This window comes from Legionella erythra (assembly GCF_001467615.1).
GTDB lineage: Bacteria > Pseudomonadota > Gammaproteobacteria > Legionellales > Legionellaceae > Legionella_C > Legionella_C erythra.
In genome coordinates, this window is the sequence record NZ_LNYA01000034.1 from 42,036 (window position 1) to 55,620 (window position 13,585).

Here is a 13,585-nt window from a genome sequence, read left to right on the forward strand (position 1 = left end):
ATTGCTGCTTTTTTTCTTTTCTGCCAATTCTGGCATATAAATCGCATAAATTACTCTGGATGAGATTGCGTTTTGGCGTCATAATTTGCAGCAGTTTGCTTTTGACTTAAACGGTGATCCATGACTAAAGAAATACTGCTCGGCGTCAACATTGACCATATTGCCACCATAAGACAGGCTCGAGGGACTCGCTACCCTGATCCGGTGCAGGCTGCCATGGAGGCTGAAGAAGCCGGTGCCGATGGCATTACCCTGCACATGCGCGAAGATTTGCGCCACATTCAAGCCCGCGATGTGCGCCTGATTAAACAGGTTTTGCAGACCCGTATGAACCTTGAATTAGCCGTCACGGATGCCATGCTTGATTTTGCCGAAGAAATTTTACCGGAGCACAGCTGTCTCGTTCCCGAAAAACGCGAAGAATTAACCACGGAAGGCGGATTGGATGTGGTGACTCATTTCGACAGTGTCAGCCGTGCGGTCAAGCGCCTGCAAAACATGGGCAGCGAAGTGTCGCTTTTTATTGACGCCGACCCGCGTCAAATTGACGCGGCAGTGGCAGTTGGCGCGCCCGTTATTGAAATTCATACGGGATGTTATGCGGATGCGGTGACTGAAGAAACACGTCAGCAGGAATTAAAACGCATTAAAGACGCCGCAATCTATGCGGCCGGGCGTGGTTTGATTGTGAACGCCGGACATGGGCTTCATTATCACAATGTCCAGGCTATTGCGGCGATACCGGAGTTCCATGAATTAAACATTGGCCATGCCATCATCGCTCGTGCCTTGTTCTGTGGTTTAAAGGACGCGGTGAGACACATGCGCCAGCTCATGCTGGAAGCAAGACACTATGGCGAAAAATGATGCGATTGTAATTCGGTTTACAGGCGACTCCGGCGACGGGGTGCAATTATTGGGTGAACAACTCACGATCACCGCGGCGTTAACGGGGCGTGATGTGCGCACCCTGCCGGATTTTCCGGCCGAAATCCGTGCGCCTGCGGGGACGGTGGCCGGGGTTTCAGGGTTCCAGTTGGCCATGGCCGAACAGGCAATTTTTACGGCCGGTGAAAGCCTGGATGTGCTGGTGGCGCTTAATCCGGCTGCCCTGAAAAACTCACTCCCGTATTTAAATCACGGGGGCCTGTTAATTATCAACGAGGACAGCTTCACTGAAAAAGACTGGCAAAAGGCAGGCTTTGACCCTGAGTTTCTGACTGCTGTCAGTGAACAGTACCAGGTTGTGAGTTTACCGCTGATTACGCAAACCCTGGAGGCGGTTGCCGGTCTTGATATGAATCATGCCCAGGCAAAAAAGGCGAAGAATTTTTATGTGTTAGGCTTGGTGCTATGGTTATTTGATTTACCCACAACCAATTGCGTTTACTTCATCCAAAAGAAATTTAAAAACAATGAGGTGGTCGCCAAGGCCAATGAATTGACCCTGCTGGCAGGGTATAATTATGCCATGACACTCGAGCTGTCGCGCCAGCATTTTATGCTGGGGCACATGAATCGCCCGGAAGGCGATTACCGCCAGATCACGGGCGTCGAAGCGGTGGGGCTGGCATTAGCGACACTGGCGGTGCAAACTCAAACCCCCTTGCTGGTATCCGGTTATCCGATTACACCCGCCTCAGCCATTTTGCATGAATGCGCAAGATTGAGCGAGTATGGTGTGCAATTATTGCAGGCAGAAGATGAGATTGCCGCGATTTGCGCCTGCCTTGGCGCCGCTTATGGCGGTTGTCTGGCGCTGACCTGTACGTCAGGTCCGGGGCTGGATTTAAAAAGTGAAAGCTTGGGCCTTGCGGTCATGACCGAGTTGCCCTTGGTATTAATTGACGTGCAGCGCGCGGGTGCGTCCACCGGTTTGCCGACCAAAACCGGTCAGAGCGACTTGCGCCAGGCCTTTTATGGCCGGCATGGTGAGGCGCCCTTGCCGGTGATTGCCGCTCAGTCCCCAGCCGATTGTTTTAATACCATAATGGAAGCTTTTAATCTGGCCATCCGCTACATGACCCCGGTCATCGTGCTGATGGATGCCTATCTCGCCAATGCGGCCGAGCCATGGAATATCCCGGCGGTGGATTCGTTACCCATTCCGGCTATCACCTACAACCGTTCACCTAAACCTTATGCTCGCGATGAACGTCTCGCCCGCAGCTGGAACAAGCCTGGCACACCGGGATTTATTCATCAACTGGGCGGCCTTGAGAAACAGGGGGAAGAGGGTAAAGTCAGTTATGATGCGGATAATCATCAAAAAATGGTCGCCCTGCGAGCTGCCAAAATAGCCGGTATAGCGAAAGATTATCCGGGATTGGTTATCGAGGGAGCCAAGGATGCTGACGTCCTGCTGATCGGGTGGGGCAGCACCTATGGCAGTTTGAAGGCGGCTGTTGAGGGTTGTAACGAGGAGGGCATGAAGCTCGCTTTTCTGCATTTGCGCCATTTAAATCCTTTACCGGAGCAGTTAGGCCCCTTGCTCAAGCGCTTTAAGAACGTGTTGGTTGCAGAACTTAATTCAGGCCAGCTTTGCCAGATTCTACGTGCCGATTATTTAATCGATGCCAAGGCTATCACTCAATGCAATGGTCAACCCTTCGCAGTAAGCACCCTGATTAACGCCATTAAAGTGGAATATGATCATGAACAACACCTACAAGCGTGAAGATTTTGCCAATGCGACTGAAGTTCGCTGGTGCCCAGGTTGTGGCGATTATGCGATTCTTGCCGCGCTGCAACGGGTATTACCCGAACTGGGGTTACCGCCCGAGCAACACGTTTTCGTATCCGGTATTGGCTGTGCAGGTCGCTTGCCTTATTACATGAATGCCTATGGCTTCCACACCATCCATGGACGTGCCACGGCCGTTGCCACCGGCTTAAAAGCCATGCGCGATGATTTGACCGTGTGGGTTATAACAGGCGATGGCGATGCCTTAAGCATTGGCGGCAATCATTTGATTCATTGTTTGCGCCGCAATGTCAATGTCAATATTCTGCTGTTTAATAATCAGGTTTATGGTCTGACCAAGGGACAGTTTTCACCCACGTCCCAGAAAGGGCAGGTGACCAAAACTTCTCCGCAGGGAGTCAGTAATGAACCCATCAATCCCTTGATGCTGGCGCTGGCGTCTGGTGCAGGTTTTGTCGCCAGAGCGGTGGATAAAGATCCCAATCACTTGGCTTCCGTATTAAAAAAAGCCTATGAGCACCCAGGCTGTTCCTTTGTTGAAATTTATCAGGATTGCAATATTTTCAATAACGGCGCCTTCGATGCGTTTGCATTGAAAACCAATCGCGCGGAGCAAACCATTCAATTGGAAGATGGGCAACCGATGATTTTTGGCGCTGCCAAAGACAAAGCCCTAACCTTGCTCGGGGATGCGTTACACATTGGCCTCGCGGATGAACAGGCTGTCGCCCGTCATGAACCGGGCAATTTAATGGCCGCCATGCGTTTGGCCCGCCTGCATTTTCCGGATTATCCGGTGCCCTTGGGCGTTTATTATCAGCAACAGAAAGCCTCATTTAATCTGAGTAAGCCCCTGGTTAAAACCACGGAGGATTTGCATGCCCTGTTTCGTGCTAAAGCCAGTTGGCAGCAGAGTTGATATTCCCGAGCGGTAATAATAGCGTTCAAAATAGATGGCATCCTAATAAAATTCCCGATCGGGAATATTTTATTGATTTAACGTTTAATTTCTAATAAAATTCCCGTACAGGAAATTTACGCTGGCAAGAGCATGATTCATACTTCTAAAGATATTGGTGATGTTATTCAACATGTCCGTAAAAAATTGGGCCTCACTCAAAAAGATGTTGCATTAACAGCCGGTACAGGCATTCGTTTTATTGTTGAGCTCGAGAAGGGGAAACCGACCTGTGAAATAGGCAAAGTACTTCAAGTCTTGCAGATATTGGGAATTCAATGTCATTTGATGATCCCCAAGGAGATGGATTATGCCGATTAAGACACTGGATGTTTATCTTAATCAGACCCTGACTGGGCAGTTGTCGATAGACAGTTATGGCGATATGCTGTTTGACTATGATGAGAATTATCTGAGTGCAGCCGGAAGCTTACCTTTATCGCACTCATTGCCATTGCAAAAAAAGACCTATGCAGAGAGAGAATGCCGACCCTTTTTTAATGGGATTTTGCCTGAATCTCATTTACGGGCTTCCATTGCCAGGCAGTTAGGAATCAGTGAAAAAAATGATTTCGCTTTATTGGCTGCCATTGGTGGCGAATGTGCCGGCGCTGTTAGTTTGCTGCCTCCTTCATTGCATATTGCTGATTTAAAACCAGATTATCGTCAAATTGACGACAATGCCGTGGTAGAAATTTTACACACCATGCTTCAAAAGCCGATGTTGGTTGGGGAAGACGGTATACGTTTATCACTGGCTGGAGCTCAGGATAAATTAGCAGTGACTGTCATGAATGGTCATCTTGCTCTTCCCATTAACGGGGCTCCCAGCACACATATTTTAAAACCAGTTAATCGTGATTTTCCCTCCTTAATTGAAAATGAATGGTTCTGTCTGAATTTAGCACGAAAAATTGGGCTAAACGCAGTTGAGGCGGAATTGCGTTATGCTGAGGGTACACCCTATTTGCTCGTGAAGCGTTATGATCGGATCGTGGTTGAACATACTATTCAACGTTTGCATCAGGAAGATTTTTGTCAGGCAATGGGAATCGCATCTGAAAAAAAGTATCAGCGGGAAGGTGGGCCAAGTCTCAAAGATTGCTTTCACTTGCTAAAGGATGTCTCCAGTATTCCAGCGATTGATATAAAAATGTTATTGCAGGGGGTCTTGTTTAATTTGATTATTGGTAATAATGATGCGCATGGGAAAAATTTTTCGTTGTTGTACTCAGCTAAAAATAGTCGTTTGGCTCCTTTCTACGATATGATTTCTACTGTTTATTATCCCACCCTTGCTTCAAAAATGGCTATGAAAATTGGCAGCAAATACGAATTTGATGGCTTATTTCCAAGACACATTGAACAAATGGCAGAGGAAATTGGTTTATCCCCCGCTTTGGTTTTGAAGGAGACAGTCAGGATAATCAATGTTCTTGAAAAACATCTGGAAGACAGTCCTTTCAGCGACATGATATGGCAACGAGCCAATAAATTAAGTGAGCGATTGCAGAGATCCGCTTAATCTGTTGAGCCAGGCGAAAAAAAAAATCCCGGAATGTATCCCGGGATTCAGGTGAGGAGACGGGTGTTAATCGCGATCGCCGGAGAATGCGCCCAAGAGTTGCAGCAGACTGACGAACAGGTTGTAAATGGATACGAACAGGCTGACAGTGGCTGAAATGTAATTGGTTTCGCCTCCGTGAATGATTTCACTGGTTTGGAACAGAATCAATCCAGAAGCCAGCAACATGAACACGGCGGAAATGGTCAATTGCAGCGCAGGCATGTTAAAGAAGATGCCGGCAATCATGGCCAATACGGCAACCATGGTACCAACAAACAGGAAACCAGCTAAGAAACTGAAATCTTTCCGGGTGGTTAGGGCATAACCGGACAAAGCAAAGAAAATCATGCCGGTACCGCCTAAAGCCGTGGTAATGATCTGGTGCCCGTTAGAAAAATTGGCAATGTAGAAATTTAAAATCGGGCCTAAAGTGAAGCCCAAAAATCCGGTAAAGGCAAAAACCGCCAGGATACCTAAAGGGCTGTTGCGTAAAGCCTGGGTTAAAAACATCAAACCGTACACACCAATCAGCATAACAAAAATGTTAAGCGGCGGTGCTTTAAAGGCAAAAGAAAGGTAGGCTGTAAAACAGCTGAACAAAAAGGTCATCCCCAGCAGGAGATAGGTATTGCGTAATACTTTATTGGTAGCCAGTACCGACTCGCTGCGTTGACTGATAACAGTCATGTTGTCTCTATTCATGTATTACTCCACATTGGTTACATTTATTTTAGCATAGATATGGCCGTCCTGCATGATTTCAAGTCTATAGCGATGTTGCCACACTAGCAAGATCCGGACCTCATCATTTTCGCGCCGCTAACAATCGCAATCTGTTATAAAATAAGTGTAAAATGCAATTTTATTTCGGGATAGCGTTATGTCGAAAGTGGCTGTTGTGCAAATGCGGTCTTCGGCCTCGGTTCAGGATAACCTTGAGCAGGTTGGGAAGATGCTCGCCAAAGCGCACGATGAAGAGGTGGATTTGCTGGTTTTGCCGGAAAATTTTGCCTTTATGGGCATGAAAGAAACCGACAAACTGACTATCGCCGAAAAATATGGTGAAGGGGAGATTCAGCAGGCGGTCAGCGCGCTGGCTAAACAATACGGCGTCTGGGTGGTTGCCGGCACTATTCCAATCAAAGGGCTGCGCGATCGGGTGCGTTCTGCTTCCCTGGTCTTTGACGATCACGGTCTATGCGCCGCCCGCTATGACAAAATTCACTTGTTTGATGTGCGGGTTTCCTCTCAGGAGGCTCACGAAGAATCCAATACGGTGGAGCGGGGGGATGAAGTGGTCGTGGTTGATACACCGGCTGGCCGTTTAGGCCTTAGCGTCTGCTATGATTTGCGCTTCCCGGAACTTTATCAGCAATTATCCATGCGCGGCGCGGAGCTTTTTACCGTTCCGTCAGCCTTTACGGCGATTACGGGGGCGGCCCACTGGGAGGTGTTACTGCGGGCGCGGGCTATTGAAAATTTATGCTACGTGCTGGCGCCCAATCAGGGCGGTACTCATGCGAATGGCCGCCAAACCCATGGCCATAGCATGATTGTCGAGCCCTGGGGGAAAATTCTCGCAGAGCAAGATGAAAATCCCGGCATGGTGATGGCAGAGATAGATTTGCAGCGTTTAAAACAATTGCGGCTGCAATTTCCCTGCAACACCCATCATGTCCTTCTCGGTATTAATTAAGGTGCAATCATGACTCAGGCATTGGCCATTGCAAAAGATCTACTTTTAAAACCCGCTTCCCTGGATGAATCGGCGATCGATAAACTGATTCGTTCCATGGCTGGCCGTCATGTGGACGATGCGGATTTGTATTTTCAAAGCAGCAGCTACGAATCCTGGTATCTTGAAGATTCGGAGGTTAAAAGCGGCAGCTATTCCATCGACCGCGGTGTGGGCATCCGCGCTGTCAGCGGCGAAAAAACCGGTTATGCCTATTGCGATGACATTCTCCTGCCGGCCATGGAGCGAGCAGCCGATGCCGCCCGTTCAATTGCCTTTTCCGCCAGCAAGGCATTTCAGCCGGTTCAGGTTCAAGGTTCGCCGATTGTACGCTATGCCGGCATTAACCCCATTGACGGGATGACTAAACAGGAAAAAATCGCCTTGCTTGAAGCCATTGACAAAGAGGCCCGCCGTCTTGACCCGCGTGTTATTCAGGTGAATGCCTCATTAAGCGGTTGTTATGAGGTGGTGATGGTTGCCGGTATGCAGGGTAATCTTCAGGCTGATATCCGCCCGCTGGTCAGCATTAACGTCAGCGTGATCGTCGAGGATAAAAACGGCCGTCGCGAATCTGCGCGCTCCGGAGGCGGTGGTCGGTTTGGTTACGCCAGTTTCCTGGAAAAAGACAATGCGCTTTATTATGCGCGAGAGGCTGTGCGCGAGGCATTAATCAATCTCGAAGCAGAAGACGCGCCGGCTGGAACGATGCCTGTCGTGCTTGGCCCGGGTTGGCCGGGCGTGCTGCTTCACGAAGCCGTGGGTCATGGGCTTGAGGGCGATTTTAACCGCAAGGGGCTCTCTGCTTTTTCAGGGCGGATGGGTGAACAGGTGGCGGCAAAAGGCGTCACGGTTGTTGATGATGGCACCTTGCCTGATCGCCGCGGCTCCCTGAGTATGGATGACGAAGGCACGCCTACGCAATGCACCACCCTGATTGAAGATGGGCGACTGGTCAATTACATGCAGGACAAGCTTAATGCCAAATTAATGGGCATGAAGCCCACCGGCAATTGCCGCCGGGAATCCTATGCTCATTTGCCGATGCCGCGCATGACCAATACCTACATGCTGGCTGGGCAACATGATCCACAGGAAATCATTGCTTCGGTCGAGCGGGGGCTTTATGCGGTTAATTTTGGCGGTGGTCAGGTGGATATTACCTCGGGGCAGTTCGTGTTCTCAGCCAGCGAAGCCTACCTGATTGAAAACGGCAGGATAACCCGCCCGGTGAAAGGCGCGACCTTGATTGGCAACGGCCCCGATGTCATGAAAAAAATCAGCATGATTGGTCATGATTTGGCTTTGGACAGGGGCGTGGGTGTTTGCGGCAAGGATGGTCAATCGGTGCCCGTGGGTGTTGGACAGCCGACTTTAAAAATTGATGCGTTAACCATCGGCGGCACCCGTTAACCTGGTCTTATTATTGCTTGATAACGGACTATACTTAAGCAGTAAAGCCATTTACAGGGAGTAACCATGTCCGCGCCATTATCAAGCAAAACCCTCAATCAATGGCTGTTGCACAATGAACAGCATTGTGCTGAGCGTCTTTATTTGCGGCAACCCCGCCATGGCCAATGGTATGAATACAGCTGGGCAGAGGTCATGACCCAGGCGCGTCAGGTGGCCCGTTTTCTTATAGACAGCGGCCTGCAAAAAGGCGACAGGGTGTCTATTTTTTCCAAAAATTGTGCTGAATGGTTTATTACGGATTTTGGCATCAGCCTGGCAGGTCTTGTAAATGTGCCCTTGTTTGCCAACCAGCATCAGGAAAGCATCAACTATATATTGCAGCATGCCGAGGTGAAACTGGTTTTTTTAGGCAAGCTCGATGATCATCATCGGGTTTGCCATTACATACCACCCCACCTGCATACGGTCAGTTTTGATTACCATAAGGACATGAAAACCAAAACGTCCTGGAAGGATATTTTAACCTATTCCCCGCTGACAGAATTACCCGAGGTGAACGGGGATGATTTATTCACCATCATCTACACCTCCGGAACCTCAGGCGTTCCCAAAGGGGCTGTGTATACGCATGATACGATTGCCCATTACCTGACTTTGTACCCGCAGGATATCGATCGTATCCGTAAACGGGATCATTACCGTTTGATTTCCTATTTGCCCTTAGCCCACGTGTATGAACGAACAGCTATTCAATTAGGCAGTGTCACGATTCCGGCTGATGTTTCCTTTGTTGAGAGCCTGGAAAAATTTGCTGATAATCTAAAAGAGGTGCAGCCCACCTTTTTTACCGCCGTGCCGCGGATCTGGGGAGTATTTCAGCAGAAAATTGAACAGAAATTGCCGCCTGCCAAATTAAATCTCTTACTGAAAATTCCACTGGTTTCTACCCTGATTAAACGTAAAATCAGGCATAGTCTGGGTTTAAACCAGTGCCTGAACTGCTTTTCCGGCGCGTCGCATCTACCTGTTTCTATTCTTAAATTTTTTGACAAACTTTCGATTTTTATCCAGGAAGGGTATGGTCAGACCGAAAATCTGGCCTATGCTACCTTTACCATGCTTAATCAGCGTCGCTTAGGTTACGTGGGTACCCCGCGATTGCAAGTGCAGCTAAAGGAAGGCGAAAATCAGGAATTACTGATTCAGTCCCCCTGTTTAATGAAAGAATATTACAAAGAGCCGGAAGCGACGAAGCAGGCCTTTACGGCAGACGGCTGGCTGCGTACAGGGGATATAGCCGAATTGGATGAACATCAGAATGTAAAAATTATAGGCCGCTTATCAGAAAATTTTAAAAACCAGAAGGGCGAATTCATTGTGCCGGCGCCCATTGAAAAGCAATTTGCCGCCAATTCACTCATTGAGCAATTGTGCATTGTTGGCCGTGAATTGCCCAATAATGTGCTGATTATTACGCTAAACGAATTGGGCCGCAGCAAAGGCAAGGACGAGTTGAAACAATTATTGCAGAATAATCTGCACGAAGTGAATCGAAAGCTGGCCAATTATGAAAAAATAAGCCATATCATTGTCTCGCGGGATACCTGGTCGCCCGAGAATGGGGTATTAACCCCGACGCTCAAAGTCAAACGGCGGGTCGTGGAATCCAATTACCTGGATCTCATCCGGGGTGCGATTTCTGAACCGCACGCCATTGTTTGGCAATAACTTCAGACTTCTGCAAGGGTATTGCCGGCCAGTTTCATGAGTAGCCCTGAAATCTCGTGGATGCGCTCTTCATGATGGGTGGCATCCAAACTGAATTTCAATTTCGTCGGGCCATCCAGCTGGTAGCGTTTGGCCTGTAACTGGATGAGACTGATTAAGGCGGCAGGGTCAATACGGGGCTCGCCGCCAAATTCAATTTTACCCTGTTGCTGGGCGGCATTGATTTTGATGATACCCAAGCGCTCAGCCAGCAATTTCAATTCAGTAATCAAGAGTAATTGTTTGACCGGTTGCGGCAGCAAGCCAAACCGATCAATCATTTCCACCTGCAACTCACGCAATTGATCCTTGTCTTTAGCATTGGCGATGCGTTTGTACATGATAAGCCGGGTATGGATGTCGGCAATGTAGTCGTCCGGGATGATGGCGCTCATGCGCAAATCAATTTCCGGCCCCTGATGGATGGGGGCAGCCAATTCCGGGGTTTTCCCGGCTTTCAGATCGTTAACAGCCTTGTCGAGCATTTCCATGTACAGGTTAAAACCGATGGCCTGCATGTTGCCGCTTTGATCCTCCCCAAGCAATTCGCCGGCGCCGCGGATTTCCAGATCATGGGTAGCCAAGGTGAAACCGGCGCCTAAATCTTCCAGTGAGACAATGGCTTCCAGACGCTTTACCGCATCGGGCGTTAAGGCTTTCTCGTTCGGTGTCAGCAGGTAAGCATAGGCCTGATGATGCGAACGGCCGACGCGGCCTCGTAATTGGTGCAATTGGGCTAAGCCAAACTTGTCAGCGCGATCGATGATGATGGTATTGGCGGTTGGTATATCAATGCCGGTTTCAATGATTGTCGTGCAGACCAAGACATTAAAGCGGTGATGGTAGAAATCAGACATGATTTTTTCAAGTTCGCGTTCGCGCATTTGTCCGTGAGCACTGCGTATTTTGGCCTCGGGGACAAGGGCTTGCAATTCCTGGCTGATGCGATCGATGGTTTGAATATTATTGTGTAAAAAATAAACCTGTCCGCCGCGAAGAATTTCCCGAAGCAGGGCTTCACGCAACAGGGCATCGCTTTTTTCCTGCCAGAAGGTTTTAATCGCCAGCCGCTTGGCGGGTGGAGTGGCAATCAGCGAAATATCACGAATGCCGGCCATAGCCATGTTCAATGTGCGGGGAATGGGGGTCGCGGTCATCGATAAAATGTCGATGTGGGTGCGTAAGGATTTGATGTGTTCCTTTTGTTTTACCCCAAAGCGATGCTCTTCATCGATGATGAGCAATCCTAAATTCTTAAATTCAATGTCTTTGGAGAAGAGCTTGTGGGTGCCGATGACAATATCGGCTTTGCCGCTTTTTAAAGACGCGATGATGTTTTCTGATTCTTTCGCGCTGCGAAAGCGAGATAAAAGTTCAATATTGATAGGAAATTCGGCGAAACGGTCGCGAAATGTTTCAAAATGCTGGCCGGCGAGCAGGGTGGTCGGCACCAGTACGCACACTTGCTTGCCATTTTGGACCGCCACAAAGGCCGCCCGCATGGCGACCTCGGTTTTACCAAAGCCCACATCGCCACAGATTAAGCGATCCATAGGGCGCGAGGATTGCATATCGCGGATAATTTCTTCAATGGCGCGGAGCTGATCCGTGGTTTCAGTAAACGGAAAGCCGCTGGCAAAGCGTTGATAATCCGAGGGGGAAAACTGGTATTGAAAGCCGGGTTTGGCTTCCCGTTTGGCATAAATGTCCAGTAATTCAATGGCCACGTCGTGAATTTTATCGGCGGCCTTTTTCTTTTCTTTCTGCCAGACATCGCTGCCAAGTTTGTGCAGGGGGGCATGCTCGCTATCCTGGCCGGTGTAGCGGCTGATGTAGTGCAGGGAAGTCACCGGCACATAAATTTTATCATCGCCGGCATAAGATAATACTAAAAACTCATTCACCGTGCCGTTGCTTTCCAGCGTCTTTAACCCCTGATAGCGGCCAACGCCAAATTGCAGGTGAACCACTGGCGCATCCAGACGGAGTTCAGCCAGATCGCGGATGATCAAATCCGGATCCAGGGCTTTCTGACCGCTGCGGCGCTGCGGGACAGCCTGTTCGCCGAATAATTGTGCCTCCACAATCACCGCCAGCTGTTGGTCCGGCAATTCCATACCATAGATGAGAGGGCCGGTGGTGATATTAATCAGGCTGTCGCTGTCATTCAAAAAAGCCCGCCAGGAGGGTTGGATGTTGGCACTGAGTCCGCTTTGCTTCATCAAATCAAGCAGAACTTCGCGGCGTCCTGCACTTTCCACAACAATTAAATAACGCCAATGAGGTGTCTTTAGGTAATCCGCCAGATTGCAGAGGGGAACCGGGTTTTGCCTTTCAATCGGCAGGGCTGGTGCCTTAGTGATCGGGAAGTTAAAGGCCCCTTTTTTATCGCAGGCTTTGTGATAGGCGCGTAATTTCTGGAATTGATTGGCTAAAGTCAATAATTCTGTAGGCGGAATAAAGCATTGTTCCGGGCTTAGAATCGGACGGGTCACATCGTAATGACGTTGTTCATAACGCTGACAGAGTTCTCGCCAGAATTGTTCGGCCCGCTCAGGGATGTCCTCTACCATCAGCACCGACGCATTTGTGGGCAAATAATCAAACAGGGTAACGGTTTTATCAAAAAACAAGGGTAAATAATACTCAATTCCAGACGGGGCCTGGCCATCGCTGACGGCCTCATACACCGGGCATAAACTGGGATTACCGGTGAACCGTTCCCTAAAAGCACGGCGAAAATGGGTAATACTTTGCTCATTTAAGGGAAATTCGCGAGCCGGTAAAATATGGATATCACTGATTTTAGTGATGGTGCGCTGGGTTTCCGTATCGAACAGTCTTAAACTGTCAATGTCTTCGTCAAACAATTCAATGCGAAAGGGTTGATTGCTGCCCATGGGATACACATCAATAATCGCGCCGCGTACGGCGTATTCACCGTGCTCCAGCACTTTGTTGACGCAATGGTAACCGGCTTGTTGCAATTGTTGCCGGAATTGCTCGGTATTTAAGGTTTGTCCTTCTTTAAGGACAAAGGCATGCTGGTGAAGAAACTGCGGCGGGCACAGGCGGTGCATCAAGGTATTGACTGATGTAATGATCAATGCATGAGTGGCTTTGCCAATGCGGCTTAATGTCAGCAGGCGTTCGGAAATAATGTCCTGATGAGGGGAAAACTGATCATAGGGCAATGTTTCCCAATCGGGGAAAATCAATAACTCCGGCGGATGGTCGATGCCCTGATAAAAAAATTGCAATTCAGCCAGGAGTTGGGCGGCGGTCAAATTGTCCGGGGTAATGATGAGCTGAATGCCTTTCTGCCGCTGACAATATTCAGCCACGGCCAAAGGTAAACTGCAACCGTAAAGCTGTCCCCAGGTTTGTTGCTTTTCCACATCAGGGAATTGTAAAACAGACATCGCCATGGCGTTAAAA

Annotated in this window: 10 protein-coding genes; 8 read left to right on the forward strand and 2 right to left on the reverse strand. The window is 49.0% G+C overall.

All coding sequences use genetic code 11. The annotated features are described in order from the left end of the window. The first annotated feature begins 120 nt into the window (after positions 1-120). The 5 genes from pdxJ to Lery_RS11455 all read left to right on the forward strand — a co-directional run bounded on the left by pdxJ (position 121) and on the right by Lery_RS11455 (position 5,187). The gene (gene pdxJ, locus Lery_RS11435; RefSeq protein WP_058527384.1) at positions 121-867 is read left to right on the forward strand and encodes a pyridoxine 5'-phosphate synthase; all 747 of its coding nucleotides are present in this window, start codon (positions 121-123) and stop codon (positions 865-867) included. After that, complete coding sequence (locus Lery_RS11440) at positions 854-2,677, forward strand: 2-oxoacid:acceptor oxidoreductase subunit alpha (protein WP_058527385.1); 1,824 nt, start codon at positions 854-856, stop codon at positions 2,675-2,677. The genes pdxJ and Lery_RS11440 overlap by 14 nt, the downstream gene beginning before the upstream one ends. Then, positions 2,655-3,623 carry a 2-oxoacid:ferredoxin oxidoreductase subunit beta gene (locus tag Lery_RS11445; RefSeq protein WP_058527386.1) on the forward strand — a complete coding sequence of 323 codons (969 nt, stop codon included), beginning with the start codon at positions 2,655-2,657 and terminating at the stop codon, positions 3,621-3,623. Before Lery_RS11440 ends, Lery_RS11445 begins: the two co-directional genes overlap by 23 nt. Before the next feature lie 132 nt (positions 3,624-3,755). Next, complete coding sequence (locus Lery_RS11450) at positions 3,756-3,983, forward strand: helix-turn-helix transcriptional regulator (RefSeq protein WP_058527387.1); 228 nt, start codon at positions 3,756-3,758, stop codon at positions 3,981-3,983. Next, entirely contained in the window at positions 3,973-5,187 is a 1,215-nt protein-coding gene (locus tag Lery_RS11455; RefSeq protein WP_058527388.1) for a type II toxin-antitoxin system HipA family toxin, read from the forward strand. Before Lery_RS11450 ends, Lery_RS11455 begins: the two co-directional genes overlap by 11 nt. Positions 5,188-5,253: 66 nt before the next feature. On the opposite strand, the gene Lery_RS11460 is transcribed toward Lery_RS11455, so the two are convergent. Beyond that, positions 5,254-5,931 carry a Bax inhibitor-1/YccA family protein gene (locus Lery_RS11460; protein ID WP_058527389.1) on the reverse strand — a complete coding sequence of 226 codons (678 nt, stop codon included), beginning with the start codon at positions 5,929-5,931 and terminating at the stop codon, positions 5,254-5,256. Between the two features lie 178 nt (positions 5,932-6,109). Between Lery_RS11460 and Lery_RS11465 the strand changes: the two genes are divergently transcribed. The 3 genes from Lery_RS11465 to Lery_RS11475 all read left to right on the forward strand — a co-directional run bounded on the left by Lery_RS11465 (position 6,110) and on the right by Lery_RS11475 (position 10,108). Next, positions 6,110-6,925: a carbon-nitrogen hydrolase family protein gene (locus tag Lery_RS11465; RefSeq protein WP_058527390.1), complete on the forward strand. Its 816-nt coding sequence runs from the start codon at positions 6,110-6,112 to the stop codon at positions 6,923-6,925. A gap of 9 nt (positions 6,926-6,934) precedes the next feature. Continuing rightward, positions 6,935-8,377 carry a metalloprotease TldD gene (gene tldD, locus Lery_RS11470; protein WP_058527391.1) on the forward strand — a complete coding sequence of 481 codons (1,443 nt, stop codon included), beginning with the start codon at positions 6,935-6,937 and terminating at the stop codon, positions 8,375-8,377. 66 nt (positions 8,378-8,443) lie between these two features. After that, entirely contained in the window at positions 8,444-10,108 is a 1,665-nt protein-coding gene (locus Lery_RS11475) for an AMP-binding protein (protein WP_058527392.1), read from the forward strand. A 2-nt stretch (positions 10,109-10,110) separates the two neighbouring features. Here the strand turns inward: Lery_RS11475 and mfd are convergent, their stop codons facing one another. Further along, the gene (gene mfd, locus Lery_RS11480; protein ID WP_058527393.1) at positions 10,111-13,575 is read right to left on the reverse strand and encodes a transcription-repair coupling factor; all 3,465 of its coding nucleotides are present in this window, start codon (positions 13,573-13,575) and stop codon (positions 10,111-10,113) included. Positions 13,576-13,585 lie beyond the last annotated feature (10 nt).

Excerpts from the sequence above, each read along its gene's own strand:
- pdxJ (WP_058527384.1), top strand. The coding sequence starts at position 121 with ATGACTAAAGAAATACTGCTCGGCGTCAACATTGACCATATTGCCACC.
- Lery_RS11440 (WP_058527385.1), top strand. The coding sequence starts at position 854 with ATGGCGAAAAATGATGCGATTGTAATTCGGTTTACAGGCGACTCCGGC.
- Lery_RS11445 (WP_058527386.1), top strand. The coding sequence starts at position 2,655 with ATGAACAACACCTACAAGCGTGAAGATTTTGCCAATGCGACTGAAGTT.
- Lery_RS11450 (WP_058527387.1), top strand. The coding sequence starts at position 3,756 with ATGATTCATACTTCTAAAGATATTGGTGATGTTATTCAACATGTCCGT.
- Lery_RS11455 (WP_058527388.1), top strand. The coding sequence starts at position 3,973 with ATGCCGATTAAGACACTGGATGTTTATCTTAATCAGACCCTGACTGGG.
- Lery_RS11460 (WP_058527389.1), bottom strand. The coding sequence starts at position 5,931 with ATGAATAGAGACAACATGACTGTTATCAGTCAACGCAGCGAGTCGGTA.
- Lery_RS11465 (WP_058527390.1), top strand. The coding sequence starts at position 6,110 with ATGTCGAAAGTGGCTGTTGTGCAAATGCGGTCTTCGGCCTCGGTTCAG.
- tldD (WP_058527391.1), top strand. The coding sequence starts at position 6,935 with ATGACTCAGGCATTGGCCATTGCAAAAGATCTACTTTTAAAACCCGCT.
- Lery_RS11475 (WP_058527392.1), top strand. The coding sequence starts at position 8,444 with ATGTCCGCGCCATTATCAAGCAAAACCCTCAATCAATGGCTGTTGCAC.
- mfd (WP_058527393.1), bottom strand. The coding sequence starts at position 13,575 with ATGGCGATGTCTGTTTTACAATTCCCTGATGTGGAAAAGCAACAAACC.